At 47.5% G+C, this 17759-nt stretch carries 21 protein-coding genes and 1 other RNA gene; 19 read left to right on the forward strand and 3 right to left on the reverse strand.

What is annotated here, in order from left to right; all coding sequences use genetic code 11:
• Positions 1-104 precede the first annotated feature (104 nt).
• From PMI05_RS08205 to PMI05_RS08215, 3 genes are all read left to right on the forward strand, one after another.
• Positions 105-371 (forward strand): metal-sensitive transcriptional regulator, encoded by a 267-nt coding sequence (locus tag PMI05_RS08205; protein ID WP_007719859.1) that lies wholly within the window; start codon positions 105-107, stop codon positions 369-371.
• Between the two features lie 24 nt (positions 372-395).
• Positions 396-785, forward strand: coding sequence for a rhodanese-like domain-containing protein (locus PMI05_RS08210; protein ID WP_007719861.1), 390 nt, complete (start codon positions 396-398; stop codon positions 783-785).
• Between the two features lie 188 nt (positions 786-973).
• A complete protein-coding gene (locus PMI05_RS08215) occupies positions 974-1606 on the forward strand; it encodes an NAD(P)-dependent oxidoreductase (RefSeq protein ID WP_007719863.1) in 633 nt (210 codons plus the stop codon).
• A gap of 78 nt (positions 1607-1684) precedes the next feature.
• Here PMI05_RS08215 and PMI05_RS08220 read toward each other — a convergent pair whose 3' ends face one another.
• On the reverse strand, positions 1685-1993 hold the full coding sequence (locus tag PMI05_RS08220; RefSeq protein WP_007719864.1) for a DUF4870 domain-containing protein: 309 nt from the start codon (positions 1991-1993) through the stop codon (positions 1685-1687).
• 237 nt (positions 1994-2230) lie between these two features.
• Between PMI05_RS08220 and PMI05_RS08225 the strand changes: the two genes are divergently transcribed.
• Positions 2231-2830 carry a class I SAM-dependent methyltransferase gene (locus PMI05_RS08225; RefSeq protein WP_007719866.1) on the forward strand — a complete coding sequence of 200 codons (600 nt, stop codon included), beginning with the start codon at positions 2231-2233 and terminating at the stop codon, positions 2828-2830.
• Between the two features lie 12 nt (positions 2831-2842).
• Positions 2843-3502 (forward strand): DedA family protein, encoded by a 660-nt coding sequence (locus PMI05_RS08230; protein ID WP_007719867.1) that lies wholly within the window; start codon positions 2843-2845, stop codon positions 3500-3502.
• 123 nt (positions 3503-3625) lie between these two features.
• Here PMI05_RS08230 and PMI05_RS08235 read toward each other — a convergent pair whose 3' ends face one another.
• Entirely contained in the window at positions 3626-4516 is an 891-nt protein-coding gene (locus PMI05_RS08235; protein ID WP_007719869.1) for a DMT family transporter, read from the reverse strand.
• A 214-nt stretch (positions 4517-4730) separates the two neighbouring features.
• Here PMI05_RS08235 and PMI05_RS08240 point away from each other — a divergent pair, with 214 nt between their 5' ends.
• From PMI05_RS08240 to PMI05_RS08280, 10 genes are all read left to right on the forward strand, one after another.
• The gene (locus tag PMI05_RS08240) at positions 4731-6491 is read left to right on the forward strand and encodes an HD domain-containing phosphohydrolase (protein WP_007719870.1); all 1761 of its coding nucleotides are present in this window, start codon (positions 4731-4733) and stop codon (positions 6489-6491) included.
• Between the two features lie 55 nt (positions 6492-6546).
• An RNA gene (ffs, locus tag PMI05_RS29870) (signal recognition particle sRNA large type) lies at positions 6547-6811 on the forward strand.
• A gap of 230 nt (positions 6812-7041) precedes the next feature.
• Positions 7042-8472, forward strand: coding sequence for an ATP-binding protein (locus PMI05_RS08245; protein WP_007719871.1), 1431 nt, complete (start codon positions 7042-7044; stop codon positions 8470-8472).
• A 141-nt stretch (positions 8473-8613) separates the two neighbouring features.
• Positions 8614-10311 (forward strand): DNA polymerase III subunit gamma/tau, encoded by a 1698-nt coding sequence (dnaX, locus tag PMI05_RS08250; RefSeq protein WP_007719872.1) that lies wholly within the window; start codon positions 8614-8616, stop codon positions 10309-10311.
• A gap of 45 nt (positions 10312-10356) precedes the next feature.
• Positions 10357-10668: a YbaB/EbfC family nucleoid-associated protein gene (locus PMI05_RS08255; RefSeq protein ID WP_039960469.1), complete on the forward strand. Its 312-nt coding sequence runs from the start codon at positions 10357-10359 to the stop codon at positions 10666-10668.
• Between the two features lie 28 nt (positions 10669-10696).
• Positions 10697-11293: a recombination mediator RecR gene (gene recR, locus PMI05_RS08260; RefSeq protein ID WP_007719874.1), complete on the forward strand. Its 597-nt coding sequence runs from the start codon at positions 10697-10699 to the stop codon at positions 11291-11293.
• A gap of 152 nt (positions 11294-11445) precedes the next feature.
• A complete protein-coding gene (locus tag PMI05_RS08265) occupies positions 11446-11919 on the forward strand; it encodes an SRPBCC family protein (protein WP_007719875.1) in 474 nt (157 codons plus the stop codon).
• 59 nt (positions 11920-11978) lie between these two features.
• Positions 11979-12956 (forward strand): CPBP family intramembrane glutamic endopeptidase, encoded by a 978-nt coding sequence (locus PMI05_RS08270; RefSeq protein WP_007719877.1) that lies wholly within the window; start codon positions 11979-11981, stop codon positions 12954-12956.
• A 15-nt stretch (positions 12957-12971) separates the two neighbouring features.
• Entirely contained in the window at positions 12972-13202 is a 231-nt protein-coding gene (locus tag PMI05_RS08275) for a DUF2508 family protein (RefSeq protein WP_007719879.1), read from the forward strand.
• Positions 13203-13214: 12 nt separating this feature from the next.
• The gene (locus PMI05_RS08280; RefSeq protein WP_007719887.1) at positions 13215-13481 is read left to right on the forward strand and encodes a pro-sigmaK processing inhibitor BofA family protein; all 267 of its coding nucleotides are present in this window, start codon (positions 13215-13217) and stop codon (positions 13479-13481) included.
• A 16-nt stretch (positions 13482-13497) separates the two neighbouring features.
• Here the strand turns inward: PMI05_RS08280 and PMI05_RS08285 are convergent, their stop codons facing one another.
• Positions 13498-14025 carry a hypothetical protein gene (locus tag PMI05_RS08285; protein ID WP_007719889.1) on the reverse strand — a complete coding sequence of 176 codons (528 nt, stop codon included), beginning with the start codon at positions 14023-14025 and terminating at the stop codon, positions 13498-13500.
• Positions 14026-14232: 207 nt separating this feature from the next.
• On the opposite strand from PMI05_RS08285, the gene PMI05_RS08290 reads away from it, so the two are divergent.
• The 4 genes from PMI05_RS08290 to tmk all read left to right on the forward strand — a co-directional run bounded on the left by PMI05_RS08290 (position 14233) and on the right by tmk (position 17723).
• Positions 14233-15222: a hypothetical protein gene (locus PMI05_RS08290; RefSeq protein WP_007719890.1), complete on the forward strand. Its 990-nt coding sequence runs from the start codon at positions 14233-14235 to the stop codon at positions 15220-15222.
• Between the two features lie 60 nt (positions 15223-15282).
• Positions 15283-15465, forward strand: coding sequence for a sigma factor G inhibitor Gin (locus PMI05_RS08295; protein WP_007719893.1), 183 nt, complete (start codon positions 15283-15285; stop codon positions 15463-15465).
• A gap of 104 nt (positions 15466-15569) precedes the next feature.
• On the forward strand, positions 15570-17042 hold the full coding sequence (locus tag PMI05_RS08300) for an aminotransferase class I/II-fold pyridoxal phosphate-dependent enzyme (protein ID WP_007719894.1): 1473 nt from the start codon (positions 15570-15572) through the stop codon (positions 17040-17042).
• 39 nt (positions 17043-17081) lie between these two features.
• Positions 17082-17723: a dTMP kinase gene (gene tmk, locus PMI05_RS08305; RefSeq protein ID WP_007719895.1), complete on the forward strand. Its 642-nt coding sequence runs from the start codon at positions 17082-17084 to the stop codon at positions 17721-17723.
• Positions 17724-17759: the final 36 nt, after the last annotated feature.

Consider the following 17759-nt stretch of genomic DNA (forward strand, 5'->3'; position numbering starts at 1 on the left):
TAGGCGCTTCGCTTGACATTGCCTGTATTTCGCATAAGATACCTGTATGTAAGGTAGTTCCAAGATTGATACGTATGCCTTGTCGTGAAACAGGAGGAATTCATATGGATTACAACTACAGTGACGATATCAAAAGACGTTTACGCCGAATCCAGGGACAGGTTGGCGGTGTGCTGAAAATGATGGACGAGCAGAAAAACTGTAAAGACGTAGTAGCGCAGCTCTCCGCTGTTCGCAACGCTTCAGACAAGGCGATTGCCCAGATTGTAGCGGAAAATCTGCAACGCTGTTTGTTAGAAGAGCAGGTTGCTGGTGGAGACACGAGCAAGCTGGTGAAAGAAGCCGTAGAGCTTTTGGTCAAGAGCCGTTAAACCGATTTTGGAGAGGAGCTTCCTATGAGTTTCACTACGATTCTTTTGCTGATCGCTTATGCGGTAATTATTTGGTATGTCATCTCTCGCTTCGTTCCTGTGAAAGGATTGGAAAATCTCAAGTCAGATCAGTTCAAGGAACGGGTCAACCAAAAAAGCAGGGTGCTGCTCATCGACGTACGTGAACCGCACGAATATAAAGCCGGTCATATTCCATCAGCGGTGAACATCCCTTTGTCTCAGCTCGACCATCGTGCAAAAGAAATTTCCAGCAAGAACGATATATTGCTATACTGCCGGAGCGGGATGCGTAGTAAGCAAGCAGCAAAAATTTTAAAGAAACACGGCATTCCTCAGATGGCCCATCTGCAAGGCGGGTTCATTACCTGGAATGGTCCGAAGAAAAAGAAGTAACAGCTAGCACCTGGTGTATGTGTGAAACCCGGGTGCTTTTTTTATGCGATGAAAAAACAGGGTTGACATTTTGTTTCGTTGTAACTAAAATGATTACAACAGGGCAATGCAGTAACGCCTATTATTTTCGAGAGGGTTGTAACTAATTCGGTTACATCTACAACATACAAAACGGAGGGAATATCATCATGAAGATTGCAATTGTAGCAGCAAGCGGTAAAGCAGGTAAGGTGATTATGAAAGAGGCGTTGGATCGTGGTCATCAAGTGACAGCGATTGTGCGTGATGCATCCAAAATCGAGCAAGCCGACGTAGCTGTCATTCAGAAAGATGTGTTTGACCTGACAGCAGCAGATTTGAACGGCTTTGACGTAGTCGTGAACGCTTTTGGTGCACCAGCAGGTCAGGAACATCTGCATGTAGAGTCGGGGAAGGCTTTGATTGAAGCGTTGAAAGGTGCTCCTACTACACGTTTGCTCGTTGTAGGTGGTGCAGGCAGTCTGTTTGTAGACGAAGCCAAAACACTACGTCTCGTAGAAACTCCTGATTTCCCTAAGGCTTACTTGGCAACTGCGCAAAAACATGGAGAGTACTTGCGTGTATTGGAAGAGTCAAACGGCATTCAATGGACTTATATCAGTCCATCTGCCTTTTTTGATCCAGCAGGGGAGAAAACAGGCGCGTACCAACTCGGAAAAGACCATTTGCTAGTGAACGCTAGCGGACAGAGCTATGTGAGCTATGCCGACTACGCAGTGGCGTTGCTCGATGAAATCGAAAATCCGAAGCATCGCAATGAACGCTTCACAGTAGGCTCCTAATCTCGATTGGAATTAGGCTCCTTAACAAAAAGACCAGCTTCCTATTAAAGGATAGCTGGTCTTTGTTGTGTATATAGATTATCTGCCAATCCCACCGACGAATGGGTAGGAAAACGGGCGTCCATTTAAGGAATAGATGATACCTTTAATCGGGTAGTAGATCGCCATCAGTCCAAACACAATCAGGAACGGAATCCCAATCAACAAGAAAGTGAAGAAGCAGGAAATAGCGAGGAGTACCGTCATAATGATGTGGAAGAACAAAGCTTGCAGCGCCATGTTTTTGGCGTCACGATTTTGTACGAGCAGCCAGACAAGAATGGGTACAAGGATCGGTGCAAAAAATGTGCTAGCGTGCGTTATGACTTTTACACCTTTATAATCCATAAATAAGTCCTCCTTGATTAGATGTAAAACTTGATCTACTGTCATTGTAACGTAAGGAAACAGCTCGAAAAACCATCATGAGCGTGATTATTTACTCCGACTATAGACGGAGGAATTTTTATTTCCATTCGTTTACTGTTATAGTAGTAAGAAAATCTTTCGTTTTTGGTAGATAATTCGTAATGTTTTTTGGATATGATAATGGATAGGCAAGAATTGAGAAGGGAGCATATAGACATGATGATCGATTGTCATCATCCATCCAGCATGAAGGATCGGATGATGTTCTTCTATAATTTTTTGCGGTCACCTGGCCAGGTAGGCAGTATTACACCTAGCTCCCGTTCGCTTTGTAAACAAATGGTTGCGCCCATCGACTGGGAGCAAGCACATACAATTGTGGAATTAGGAGCAGGAACGGGGATTTTTACGAAGTGGATCGAGCAAAAGAAAAACCCGGAAGCCGTACTGGTATCCTTTGAAAAGGAGACCAAGATGCGTAAAAGGTTGGAACCACTATTTCCCGATGTACGATTCCACGAAGATGCGGTAGATTTGAATCGGGTTCTTTCGGAAGCGGGATTGGGTAAAGCCGACTGTATTTTGTCGGGACTGCCATTTGCCAACTTCCCACAAGAGCTGCGTGATCAAATTATGGATCAGGTATATCATGCGCTAAAACCAGGCGGAGTATTTGTCGCCTTTCAATATTCGCTGCAAATGAAAAAGCAGCTTTCCTCTGTATTTGAGCAAGTATCAGTGAAGATGGTTCCATTGAATCTGCCACCTGCCTTTGTCTACATTTGCCGGAAGGATGATGGCAAGGGTGTCGGCTAGGAGGATTTCTAAATGATTGTCGATATGCTGTCCGAGTCTGTGGGTCAGTTTGGCTATTTTGCTCTTTTCTTTATGTTATGGCTAGGGATTGTTGGTATGCCGATTCCTGATGAGGTGATCGTACTGTCTGCAGGAGTGCTGACCTCGATGGGACTTCTGCATGTTATTCCTGCATTTATCGCGACCTATTTGGGTGTTGTGTCTGGACTGTCATTGGGATATGTGCTCGGGAGATGGCTAGGTGCACCTGCACTGAACTGGATTAGTCGAAAAAAAGGAATGAACAAGTACGTAGATCAAGCGCAGTCGCTTCTCGATCGTTACGGAAGCTACGCCCTGTGTATCAGCTATTTCTTTCCTGTCGTCAGGCATGTGGTTCCTTACTTGGTCGGGATCGGGAAAATGACGTTTCCACGGTACGCCCTGTTTTCGTATACAACCGGCTTTGTATGGACGCTGATCTTGTTTTTGCTCGGTCATTTCATGGGAAATAAGGTGGAGATGCTTACTTCCTATGTGGCTTTATTGAATAATCGAACCGTGATTTTCTCTGCCTTAGGTGCACTGGTTCTCATTGCTGCTGCTTATTATGGATTTACTGTTTGGAGAAAACAAAAAAGCATCGCAGCTGCACCACAGCCTCTGATAATCGATCGTGATCGACAAGAGTAATCCGAATGTAATAATGACGAAGTCGACAACCCTCTGCGCGGAGCAGAGGTTTTTTGCTTTTTATCATAAAAAAACCCGTCCGTATGTGCGGTAGAGGCACAATGGATGGGCTTTGGACAACGATTATGAGGTAGCCTTGTTTCTTCGAATGTTTCGCTGGCGCAGCCATTCCGGCAAGATGATTCCGAGTAAAATGATCACGACACCGCTCACTTGGAGCATAGAGACAGATTCATTCAGAATGATATAGGAGGAGAGCACAGCCATAGGTAGCTCAGCTGCTCCTAATATAGCGCCCATCCCCGCTCCTATATGGGGCATTCCATAATTGAAAAAAACCGTCGGGATCAAAATACCGAAGAAGGCGAGCAAAAATACGTATGGAAACAACCCGTCCAGCAATGCTCCGTTAAATAGAAAAACGGGTGGGTAAATCAGGATGGCCAACAGAAAAGAGCCAGTAGCCATGCTGGAACTTCGAATCCACGGATTAATAGCAATGGCGATTTTCCCGCTGAACAAAATAAACAACGTAAAAGAAACGGCTGAGAGAAGACCGAAGACAACACCGAGAATATGAAATTGGGCCAATCCGCCACTCTCAAAAATTCCTCCTGCAAGAAGGGTCCCTGTCAGCAGCAATAGGAGGGAAAAAATCGTCTCCTTTCCAGGCGTTCGCCGAGTCATCACAGCTTCAACCAGTACGCCCATCCATGTGAACTGAAACAAAAGAACGATGGCAATCGAGGCTGGGATATATTGCAGGGCATTGTAGTACATAATTCCCGTGGAACCGACTGTCAGACCTACGGCGACCAATAATAGCAACTGGCGAAGGGGAGGCTTGGTCCGCAGGAAGAAAAGAGCGGGTATCCAGGTCAGCACAAAGCCCAAAAACATTTGCCCACCAATTACCTCTGCGGGCGAATAGCCTTGCTTGTAGGCAAGCTTTACGATGGTTGATAGTATGCCGTAACTACATGCTCCGAGAAAAACCAGGAGGATGTATCTCATCTGATGCATCTCCTCACATACGATAATAATTCTTAGCTAGGATATTACGACAGCGTCCGTTTGTCTATGGATGAAGAAGATTCCATTTTTGGTTCGAACAAAGGTTTACGTTTGATCCCAGCGGGAAATAGTGAAGTGACACTATATAATCGTACCCACTATAAATGGTGTAGCAATAGTTTTGGGGAACAGCTTAGATAAAAGGGGGAGGCTTGTGTACCTGAAGTGGAGGGATCGATTATTTTCCACGTTTTTATTGTTAATTCTAGGGCCGACTATGCTTGTTTGCTTCCTTTTTTATGATCAAGCCAAAGTGGCAGTGTTTGAACTATACAAGACGAACATGGATGCGAATATAGGGCTCGTCGATGAACGGCTTTTGTCCCTTTTTCAGTCTATCCAAAAGGATACCGATGAATTGGCGAATAGACTGGCCATGCGTATCACAGAGGAACCATCTTTTGTCGAAGGGAAAAAGAATGGCTTCAGGCGTGAATGGACATCGGAGGAACAAGTCCAAAATCTATTCGAGCGTTTCTCCCGCAACCAAAATGTAGTAGGAAATATTGTTTTTCTCGGTGAGGATGGAAGAGTTTTCTCTCTACACGAAGATAAGAGTTGGAGTGCGGATAATCAATTTATGGAACGAGAGCAATGGGGAGCCGGAGAAAACAGGGTAGATTTTCTTACCAAAAGGGAGCAAGAGAAGCACCCAAGATCATTTTTTCTCGAGAAGCGCCTGGAGAGTTCGAATCCAAAAGCTACGGGACTTTTATTGGTGGAAATCAATCTGGATAAACTGACTGACTGGATCCGTACCTATGTCGTTCCAAAAGAGTATGGCATGATGGTCCTTTCCCCCTCCCGAACCATTATGATTCACACCGATAAAGCTATGATTGGAAATCATGTTTCGACGCTTCCTCATTATGAAATGGTACGCAGGCAGTGGGAACAATCCAATGAAAAAGGACTCTTTTCCTTGCTTATCGAAGGCAAGGACATTTACGTATACCGTCAAGTGTCTGAAAAAAGCGGTGGTGCTTATTTTGAGTGGTTGCCGAGAGAGGGGATTAATGAACGATTACAACGATTGAACCTCATCTTTTGTTTCACCCTTTTTATCGTTGTTTTATTTGCCTGTTATGTGGCTCATCGTTTATCAAAATGGATTGGTGAGCCGATCTATAGCTTGGTATCCGCCACTGACTCCTTGTTGAAAGGTGATTTTTCCATACGCGTCCCGATACATGGTATGAAAGAAATAACGCTACTGGAGAATAAGTTCAACACTATGGCAGAACAGATGCATGCGTTAATTACCCGAGAGCGGGAGTATTCGCAACAGAGCCTGGATCAAATCGTTCGCAGCTTTTATTTAGCGGTAGAGATGAAGGACCCTTATACAGCAGGACATACAGAACGAGTTACGCACTATGCCCTTATCATTTACGATTATTTACAGCAGCAGGAACAGCTTGTAGTTTCACGAGATGATTTACGTTATGCTGGCCTAATGCATGATATCGGAAAAGTAGCCATTCCTGATCACGTCCTTTTAAAAACAGGAAAGCTATCGCCTGACGAGTATGAATGCATGAAAACTCATTCCATCATCAGTGGAGAAATTGTAGAGCAAATAGAAAACCTGTCACATTTAAGTCCAGGGGTAAGGCATCATCATGAGCGATGGGATGGAAAAGGGTACCCTGATCAGCTCAAAGGGGAAGAAATCCCGCTGATTGGGCGTATTCTTGCCGTTGCAGATACGTTTGATGCCATGACTTCTACACGTTCCTATCGCAAAGCCATGTCCGCAATAGAGGCGTACGAGGAAATTCTGCAATGCCAAGAAACACAGTTCGACCCCTCCATTGTTTCGATTTTTAAGAAGGCTTTTGAGGATGGAGCTATTCAGATTACACAATCGGCTGATTGTAAGGGAAGAGTTAGTAAGGATAGAGAGATTTCCTAGCGCTGGATAGGTTTACTCCTTGCTATCGGCTACTAACTTTGGTATTCTAATTCTACCGTGCTAGACGGGGAGGTTGCGGTGCCCTGTAACCTGCAATCCGCAATAGCAGGGTTGAATTCCTATCCTAGGTTTTCTTATGTGAGGCTGCCTTATGGCGGCGGTGTTGAGGAGCGGGTCCTGTGCAACGCGAACCCATGAACCTGGTCAGGTCCGGAAGGAAGCAGCCATAAGTGGATCATCGCGTGTGCCGCAGGGTAGCCTGCTCTGAGCTGCTACCATAAGTAACGCTCGGATAAGAATTATCGAAGATAGGTGCACGGTACTTATCACGCATGTACAGATAGCATGTTTCCGAAGGGAAGCATGCTATTTTTATTTTGCGATCCAATTATTTTTTGTTGGAATTTGACGATAACTAGCGAAACATTTCCATGCTTTTCAGGTGGATAGAATGAAGGTTTTATGAGCGTTTTCACGAATTTTCATAATAGGCGGAAAGGATTTCGTTTCTTTCCTTTCAAAATACGTCATAGGCCAGGAGGGACAAGCTATGAGTGCACTTTCTTCGTTACATCTCGTGGGCTCGTCCGGTCGATTGCAGCGGTTCATGCATCAACTGCCTACTGCCGTTTTATTGGTGAATCAAGCGGGTAGTATCGTGGAGGTCAACGAACAACTGCTTCGTGTAACCGGATATTCACGCGATCAACTTGTCAATACGCCTATCAGCTCTCTTCTTCCCCATCGAGGTTCCATGGAGCACTTGTATGAGGAATATTTGCGAAAAGAAGAAGTGGGAACCAAAGGCGAGGTCGAACTGGAATGGTGTGATAAACAGGGGAGATGCAGGAACACATCTGTCATGATCATGGCACAACAAGCAGAAGAACTTCTGTACATGATCCATTTTCCCCAACTCGTAAAAGAAAGCGACCAGCTCTTGTCGCAACGATTGCTGACCAAACTGACCTATGATACAAGCATGGGCTTGTTTATCCTCGACGAGAAATCAATCATTATCGAAGCTAGTCAGACGGCGTGCAAGCTGTTGGGTATGGAGAGACTGGACGTCATCAATAAACACGTCGATCAAGTATTTAGCGGCATCCCCGAACCGCATCGGTTCATTAAAAAAGAACTGTTGGAAGGCGTAAAGCTGCAAAATGTCGCGACTTCCTGGACCAATGACAACCAACGCTATGAGCTGATTGTCGACGCAAATACACTCCAAGACGAGTCAGGGAAAATAGTAGGGGCATTTATTCTTTTCAAAGACATAACAAACCTGCGATCCTTCGCCCAAAAGCTCGAGCGGAATGAACGCTTGGCGATGATCGGGCAAATTGCTGCTGGGACAGCACACGAGATACGCAATCCACTTACCTCGATCAAAGGATTTCTGCAAATGTTCCTCAAGTCATTCGGTGACAGCGGCATGGAGAGGGAGAAAACGTACACCGAAATCATGCTCACCGAAATCAACCGCATCAATTCTTTAGTCAGTGAATTCCTATTATTGAGCAAGCCGCGTAATATTCAATATTCCATGGTCGACTTAAATACCGTTTTTGAGGAAATTTTGCCGATCGTCGAGTCACAGGCGAATCTGTACGGAATTGATGTCCAGTTTGCTTCTCGCGGTAAGCTTCCGATGGTCGTAGGGGATAACGAGTTATTGAAGCAAGTATTCATTAATATTTGCAAAAATGGAATAGAAGCAATGGGAGAGCAAGGGTCGCTTCGGATTTCCCATCATTTCGATCAGGATGGCGACAAAGTGAGTATCGATATTCACGATTCAGGTCCGGGCATCCCGCTTTACATTATTGATAAGATTTTTGATCCGTTTTTTACGACAAAAGAGGAAGGGACAGGACTCGGATTGTCTGTCTGCCAAAAAATCATTCACGATATTGGCGGTCAAATCCGTGTCTCCTCCAAAGGGTTTGGGACAACCTTCCATATCATGCTGCCGTATTAGGAGTAGAATGCGTCCCGCCACAATTGTGAACGGGGCGTTTTTCTGTGAGACATGTCCGTTCACTTTGTACGAACGGTGGCAATCGTGTATACTGAATAGGATATAGAAGAGGACTGTGCAGATGGGGAGTGTCACACGAACATGGCTTATACCGCGCTATACCGCGTATACCGACCGCAGACTTTTCAAGACGTAGTCGGACAAGAGCATGTTACGACAACCTTGCGTAATGCTTTACGCGAAAATAGGCTGTCCCATGCCTATTTATTCAACGGTCCCCGAGGTACGGGAAAAACAAGTGCAGCCAAAATTATGGCGAAAGCAGTGAACTGCGAGCAGCCAATAGATGGCGAACCATGCAATCAATGCGATACGTGTAGAGCCATCTCTAACGGTTCTGTAACGGATGTGCTGGAAATCGACGCGGCATCCAACCGTGGTGTTGAAGAGATCCGCGACATTCGCGACAAAGTGAAATTTGCCCCGAGCGACGTCAGGTATAAAGTGTACATCATCGATGAGGTGCATATGCTGACGACAGAGGCATTTAACGCTTTGTTAAAAACCCTCGAAGAGCCGCCGTCCCACGTCATTTTTATTTTGGCGACGACAGAGCCACACAAGCTGCCAGCGACGATTATCTCTCGTTGCCAGCGCTTTGATTTTCACCGAATTCCACTGAGAGTGATGGTCGATCTTTTGCAAAAGATTTGCCAATCACAAGGGGTGCAGGTGGAGGAGCAGGCCCTGCAGCTCGTAGCGAAGATGGCTGAAGGTGGAGCCCGTGATGCTCTTAGCTTGTTGGACCAAGCGATTAGCTATAGCAAGGACGAGGTTCGTGCTAGTGATATTATGCAGATTACGGGCACAGTTGCCCAATCTTACTTTTCTGTGCTTGCGCGACATATTGCCGAAAACGATGTTGCACAGGTCATGGAGCAATTTGATACAGTCATGGTGCAAGGGAAGGACCCGGAGCAGTTTCTGCACGATTTCCTTTACTATTACCGCGATATGCTGTTATTGAAGACAGCGCCGCAGCTAGAAGAGATTGTCGAGCGGACCATGATTGATGATCAGTTTGCAGAGGTTGCAAAGCTGTACTCATTTCCGGTGCTTTACGCAGCGATTGAGACCTGCAATCAGGCTTTGTCGCAATTAAAATGGTCGACTTATGCAAGGGTGCTGGTTGAACTGACCCTTGCCAAAATGTGCCAACCGAATGCGAATGCGACGGAATCTATGGGAGCCTCACCCGTTAACAGCGAGGAACTGACCGCGATGTCCAATCGTATCCGCGTTTTGGAAGAGCGTTTGGTTCAAGTGATGCAAGGTCAGGTGAGCATTCCCGGCCAGCAAAAGGCCGAAGAAACACGCAAGAACGAGCCAAGGCGCATAGTTGCGGCTTCTGGTGGTTCACGAACTCCGATGAATAGAGTCAGGGAAGTCGCGAAGGCCATGGATGAGAATTTGACGAGACAGGTGCGCGGGCAGTGGAGTCAAATTTTGACCGAACTGAAAAAGATCAAGATTCAGTACCAGGCTTGGCTAGTCAATGGTCAACCAGTAGCTGCCGGCAATGAAGCTGTTGTCGTAACCTTCAACAGTGCCATCCATTGCGATAAGACGATGGAGGCAGAGCTTCGGAGCGTGATCGAGCGCGTTATGTCTACGGTGCTGGGCAAGCCCCTGCAGCTCTTGTCTGTCATGGAGGAAGAGTGGCAAAGTGTAGACCAGCAGGTTGGTCAAAAAGACGCTTCTGATGAGCCCGAAGAGGACCCGTTTTTAGCGGAAGCCATCAAGCTCGTCGGAGAAGGTCTTGTTGAAGTCAAAGACTAAATCATACACTCATAACCATTTAGGGAGGATACCTCAATGAAAAACATGCAGCAAATGCAACAAATGATGAAGCAAGTGAAAAAAATGCAGGAAGAAATGCAAAAAGCGCAAGAAGGCTTGAAAGAGAAAATCGTGGAAGGCTCTGCTGGTGGCGGTGCTATCACGGTGAAAGTCGATGGACATAAGCAAATCAAAGACATCGTAATCAAGCCAGAAGTAGTAGACCCTGAAGATGTAGAAATGCTGCAAGACCTGGTGCTCACCGCTGTGAACGATGCACTCCGCAAAGCAGATGAAATGGTAGGCAAGGAAATGGGTAAATATACCGGAGGCATGAACATCCCAGGCCTGTTCTAAAAATTGGGCAGGAAAAGAGGAGTAGGCGATGTTTTATCCAGAACCGGTCTCAAAGCTCATTGATGGTTTTATGAAATTGCCCGGCATCGGTCCCAAAACAGCTGGGCGGCTTGCCTTTTTTGTAATCAATATGAAAGAGGACGACGTGCTTGATCTGGCAAAAGCATTGGTCAATGCCAAGCGTCAGCTTCATTACTGCTCGGTCTGCAACAATATTACCGATCTCGATCCATGTCATATTTGTCGGGACAAACGTCGCGACGGCTCGATCATCTGTGTAGTGCAAGAGCCGCGAGACGTGGTAGCAATGGAGAAGACAAGAGAGTTTGAAGGGTATTATCATGTTTTGCACGGGGCGATTTCTCCTATGGATGGGATCGGTCCAGAGGATATTCGCATTCCTGACCTGTTGAAGCGCCTCGGTGACGAGCAGGTGAAGGAAGTCATTTTGGCGACCAATCCGAATATCGAAGGGGAAGCAACAGCGATGTACATTTCCCGGCTGATTAAACCTTTTGGTATTCGCGTGACGCGTATCGCGCACGGCTTGCCAGTCGGTGGAGATTTGGAGTACGCCGATGAAGTGACGCTGACCAAAGCATTGGAAGGCAGACGCGACCTGTAGGTCCCCTACACTCCGCTCCTCCTTCTTCAGGTTCTCGCCACTTTCTCGGTGCTGAAAGGACGACTTTTTAAATACCATCCTAGAGTACGATATAGATAGAAAAGAAGACGGGGTCTGCCTGTCTTTTTTTCGTTTCGAGAGGAGGATGCAGTATGCCGGTTATTCGTATGGAGTTTTTGATAGATGCTCCGCGACAGGTCTGCTTCGATGCTGCCAGAAGCATTGATTTGCATATGGAATCGACCGCCAGCACGAAGGAGAGAGCGATTGGAGGAGTAACGAGCGGACTGATAAACCTGGGGGAGACTGTTACCTGGGAAGCCATTCACTTCGGTATCAAACAGAATTTGACGGTGAAAATCACAGAGATGGAGGAGCCGCGCTATTTCGTAGATGAGATGGTTTCTGGCGCATTCAAACGGTTTCATCACACGCATGAGTTCATTCCGATAACGGACAATCAGACGAGGGTGATCGATATTTTTGACTATACATCTCCGCTGGGTATTTTGGGGAAGCTCGCGGATTGGTTGTTCTTGGAGGCGTATATGACGCGGTTTTTGCGGACGCGCAATGAATATCTCAAGCAAATAGCAGAAGCACAAATAAAAGCTTTGCAATCCTGATAGAAATGCCGGACTTTTTTGAATGGACGAGACATACAGTGAAATAGGAGCGTGAGGAGATGCTGACAGGACCAGGACTGTCGCTTGCGAGTGGGATACGGCGACAAAAGTCCACTCCATGGGCGATCATGCTGTTTATTGGGTATTGGCTCATGTTTGCTGCGGAGTTATCCATGATTCGTTTTCACAAGGGTGAAGACGGGAAGTGGGTAGCTACCACTGTCGGGCAACCGGAGGTATGGCTAGGATTACTTGCATTTGCAGTGGCGGTATTTAGCTTCATTGCGACCGTTGGTTTCATTGTGAGCTTGCTAAGAGAAAGACAGTTGAAGACGTCATGGCTATGGCAATATGACGAGCTTTCAGGGAATGATGTACTGCATATTGTAGCTTGGCTGCATGTGTTTCAAACGGGCGTACTGCTGTTGTATGGGTTTTTACTGGAAGGTACCTTCTTTTCCACCGGTACGATCGGAGGGATATTGGAATCAGCTATTTTCCAACTGTTCCTGTTGATTTTGATTCCGTTGTGGTTTCGTGGAAGACTGGGGGAAATCGGCGTTTGCCGACCTGTACGACTAGGCCGGATGCTGTTGATGCTCGCTGCTCTGTTTCTTTTGATTGCACTGGTGCTGGATGCGGTGGTGACTAACCCGATTGCGGACTGGTTTGGACTGTCTCTGTCATCAGAGCGAGAGCAGCAGATCGAAAAAGAGATTGTGCAGGCGAAAGAAACGGATATTTTGGCGGCGCTCACCTCGCTTCTGGTCATTGGCATATTGGTTCCGATTGCGGAGGAGATTTTGTTTCGCGGAGTGATTCAGACTTATCTGGTTCAAAGAATCGGGCCCATTATGGGTATCTTGCTGAGCAGTCTCTGGTTTGGGCTCCTGCATATGGATCTCGCTCTGTTCGCTCCGCTTTTTGTCATTGGACTTTTACTCGGATTCGTTCGACATCGGTACCAATCGATCTGGGGAGCAGTTTTGTTGCATGCAGTGAACAACATGACAGGAGTACTTTACTACTTTCACTGAGGGGGAAGCTTGCAGGTGAGTAGGTGGAGAAAAAAAGCGCGGTTCGTGGTGGAATGGAATGAAGCGAGCTTGGATGTAGCAGTCAATCAGGCCCGAATGGACTGGCAGCATGCCCGCCATCTTGCGGAGATCAGTGAACCGGATGGCGGCTTGGATGATGTCATTTATTATTTGCATGTGACCGAAAAGCGGTATATGTATTTACTCGCGCAAGCAAAGCGCGAGAGGAATCGCCAAAAGGCATAGGAGGAAAAGCCGATGACTACAGGGTGGGTTATAGCACTGATTGTAGTTGGAATTTTGCTGGTGATTGCCGCCAGCAAATCTGTCACGGGCCCGATCAGGTGGATTGGATTTGGGATCATGCAAGTCGTGATTGGCGCACTATTGCTGTTTTTCACCAATCTGGTGGGAGAGTTGGCTAACTTCCACATCCCGATCAACCCGGTGACGGCTCTGCTCGTCGGACTTCTCCGTTTGCCTGGATTGGCTGCGTTGATTGTCATCAAGCTATGGGTTATGTAAAGGCGTATCGATTCGGTTATCCATCTGTAAGCAAAAAAGCAACGCCGCGATCCTCGTATTTCACCCGGCTACGACTTGGCTGACGAAAGGAAGCAAGGAAGGCGAGGAGGCGTGGCAGCGCAACGATCAGCGTTCCGGTGATCAAGGTGAGCGCGTATCCTTCCGAAAGCCACACATAAGCCCCGGCTGCTATCGCCATACTTCCCACGATTACCGTGAGCTCACCGCCCCGATAGACAGATAGCGGGATGGGAAGTGGATAGCCAGCACCCCACCACGGAGAGACGAGCATATCAGCAGTTGTCTTTGGCCTATGGCCGCGTAGAAGGGCATACAGTCGAAATAAGACTAAATGACAGATTGGTATCACGGGTAGAATCGCTAACGTCACAATCAGGGTATAAGCGGGAACTTGTAGCATGAATGAGTGCGAAATAAGGGACAAGCCTATTAACAACAGTTGAAAAAAGTAGCCGACAAATCGCCAGCGAAAACGATAGAGCAGCTTGTAGCTATAGATCGTATGGGCGACGGTTTCCTTCATGAGAAGTCACTTCCTTTTACAGCGTCTGGATGAATGAAAGTCTGCGTTTCCATTATCGCACAGTCGCAAATCTTGAGAAAGCTTATACAACGATGATACAAGCCGTTTGTCTAGCATGACTGGACTGACGGCTTTTTGTTATGGGTAGGATAAAAGGAATGATATGGAAATTTATTCGGTAGGGCGTGATGAGGAGGGAAGGAAAGCGTGAGGCTATGGGTCAATTCAGAGGAGGTCGTAGCCAGATGCGGCAATGAGCTTGGAGCGTGTGGGATTGAGCTGACTGTTTACCAAACAGACTTCTCAGATGAAGTCGCTGATGGATTTCTGCTGACAAAAGAGAGTGATGGAATGCTTTTGCAGGAAAGGATGCAACAGCTGGGAGCGGGGCCATGGCTCACACTTGTCTACGGAAGCGACGTGCCATACGACTTGGCGAATACTTTACATACCCAATACAAGCACAACGGAGAGCATGAGGTCATTCGCATGGCGTTATTTACCCACGAGCGTGCTTTGCTAGGAGGGGAACCCAATGGGAGATGGATGCGGTTCCTCTGTAAGCAGCTCGCTCGCTGCTCACTCGTGACAATGGTATGCGGGATGCGTGAAGTGGATGAAGCGCTTCGGCAATTACCGCGCTATTTGGCGTGGAAGGAGCAGTTTTACCTCGAACTTGGTGCCAGATGCGATGAGAGGGGAATTTCTTTGCTGCAAGTTAGCCGCGCGCTCGGTATGGATAAACGAGTCGGTCAGGGCTGGCTCTACCCTTCCCGCCAAGACTCTTCCCTCATAGTTGGATGGCTCGAAAAAGAATGCAGGCTCGTTCTACAAAAAGCGAATATACAGCGGATCGTACTTTGGGGAGAGGGTTCGCTATGGGAGCATATGTCTTCTGACTGGTCCGCTGAAAAGGACGTTGCGGTGTACACGGGGGAGAACAAGCCAATTCCGAACAAAAGGATGACGGGTTGGACGATATACGATTCGTGGCAGGATGCTGTAAAGGATGCGGATTTGCTCGTGATCGGAAATGCCGCGGGTACGACCATTGCTGAACTGCCATTACCCGAGCTGGTTAACGCGATGAGGCAGTCCTACGTCATTGATGCGGCAGCATGTTTCCCTGTGCAGGAAGCCCAGTCCTATTTCCAAGCCTACCGAGCTATCGGCGAAAACACGAACGTTTGGGAATGATGCTGACTATAATAGGGTATAATGGTTGGTATATTGAGGAAAAGGGCAGGCGTTTTCACTATGGAAAAAGTTGCTCAGCGATGTATCGTCTGTGAACAAGAGCAGAATGACGGAATCGCCATTTGTGAGCAGTTTATCTGTCAGCGGTGCGAACAGGAAATGGTCAATACCGATGTACAGGATGAAAAGTATCCATTTTTTATTCATCAGATGAGACGCATTTGGTTGCGAAAAGATGCGTGAAGAAAGAAGGCATCGGTGCATTCCGGTGTCTTTTTTTTGCTGGACTCATGCGTGTCCAAATCATGCTAAAATAGGGGAATAAAAATAAAGGACGTGAGTCGCGCGTGTTGGAGAGAGATGTTGAATTTCGGGAGCGACAAAAGCGTGCGCCCCTTTATGAACAGCTTGAACGGCACGCCAAGCATCGGCCGCATCCGTTTCATGTGCCAGGACATAAAATGGGCCAAAGCTTTGACAACCATGCCAAAAATCGCTTTCAAGACATCTTGGAGCTGGACGTAACGGAAATTAGTGGGACAGATGACTTGCATCAGCCACAAGGTGTCATTGCAGAAGCGCAGGCTTTGGCGGCGCAAGCCTTCCATGCGGAACAGACCAAGTTTTTGATCGGAGGGAGTACAGTAGGAAATATCGCCCTCATCATGACGGTATGCAGACCGGGCGATAAGATTCTCGTACAACGCAATTGCCATAAGTCTGTATTCAACGGCATTATGATGGCGAGAGCAACCCCGATCTTTTTAGTACCTGCCGTCGATTTGGCAACAGGAGTCGCTGCGGGTGTAAGGCGCGAAGATGTAGAGCGTGCGCTGCTTGCACACCCCGATGCCAAGGCAGTTTTTTTGACGAATCCGACCTACTATGGAATGGGTATCGACTTGGCGAAAATGGCGGCTACTGTCCATCGGTTTGACGTACCGCTTTTGATAGACGAAGCTCACGGTGCCCACTACGGGTTCCATCCTGCCTTTCCGCGTTCTGCCATGCAGGAAGGTGCGGATGCTTCGGTCCAATCGACACACAAAATGGGCACGGCGATGACGATGTCCTCGATGCTGCATATTCAGGGAGAGCGGATTGATCGTGAACGGTTGTTCCGTCATCTTGCCATGCTTCAGTCTTCCAGCCCATCGTATGTGCTGATGGCTTCACTTGATGTAGCCAGACGTCATCTGGCGCTTGCGGCGACAGAAGAGTGGAACAGGTTGTTGCCGCTTTTGGACAAGTTTCGGGAGCGACTCGATCGACTGGAGTGGCTGGATTGGCCGCGACTGTCCACGAACAGCGTATACACTACGCTTGACCCGTTGAAGCTGTTTTTCCATTTGCGAACGGCCCAATTCAGTGGATTTGAGTTGCAGAAACGGATGGAAAAGCACGGAATTTTCTCGGAGCTGGCGGATGACTCTCATGTACTTCTCGCAGCCTCGACAGGAACATCCTCCCGTGACCTTGATGCTTTGTGGAGATTGCTTGAATCGATGGCGCCACAAGTAGAACCGGGAGAGGAGCGCATTCTTTTGACGGGAGTCGTATCTTCCCATTATTTGCGTGAGCAGGCATTGCCGATGCATGAAGCCGTTGATTGCCCGAGGGAGTCAATTCTTTTGGAGCAGGCTCTGGGGCGCATTGTGGCAGAGATGGTGATTCCATATCCGCCAGGGATTCCGGTGCTGGTGCCAGGCGAGCGGATCGATGAAGAAAGTTTGGCGATGCTGAAGGAATTGGCGAAAGGACAAACGCGATTCCACGGCGTACAGGACGACCAGCTACAAACGATACAGGTTTTACGATAATTTAAGCAACTGGCCTGCTACAACAGAGGTGGAAGGAGTATGGAAGTGGCAACAGGAAAAAAAGGCCGATTTATTACGATAGAAGGCGGAGAAGGGGCTGGGAAATCCACCGTCATCGCCAAGCTGTACGAAGAACTGAAAGCGCGGGGGGTCGATGTGCTTTTGACTCGTGAGCCCGGTGGAATTGATATCGCCGAAAAAATTCGGGAAATTATTTTAAATCCTGCCCACACGCAGATGGATGAAAGAACTGAGGCTCTCTTGTATGCGGCAGCACGTGGTCAGCATTTGGCGGAAAAGGTGTTACCTGCTTTGGCAGAGGGCAAGCTGGTACTATGCGACCGTTTTATCGACAGTAGTCTCGCCTATCAAGGACATGCGCGGGGATTAGGCATTGATGCTGTCTACCAGATTAACCAATTTGCTGTCGGTGACTGCATGCCGGAATTGACCTTGTTCTTTGATGTACAGCCCGAAACTGGATTGGCGAGGATTAATGCCTCCCGTGGACGTGAAGTGAATCGTCTCGATCTGGAAGGGATGCGTTTCCATGAGCTTGTTCGGGAAGGGTATCAGTTGGTCATGGAACGCGACCCAGAGCGCTTTGTCGTCATTGATGCCGAGCAGCCGATGGAACATGTATATCAATCTGCCCTACAGGCACTGCTAGACAGATTATAAGGTTCCCTGTACCGCAGGATGATGTACATGCTGTAT

The organism is Brevibacillus sp. BC25 (assembly GCF_000282075.1).
Classification (GTDB): domain Bacteria; phylum Bacillota; class Bacilli; order Brevibacillales; family Brevibacillaceae; genus Brevibacillus.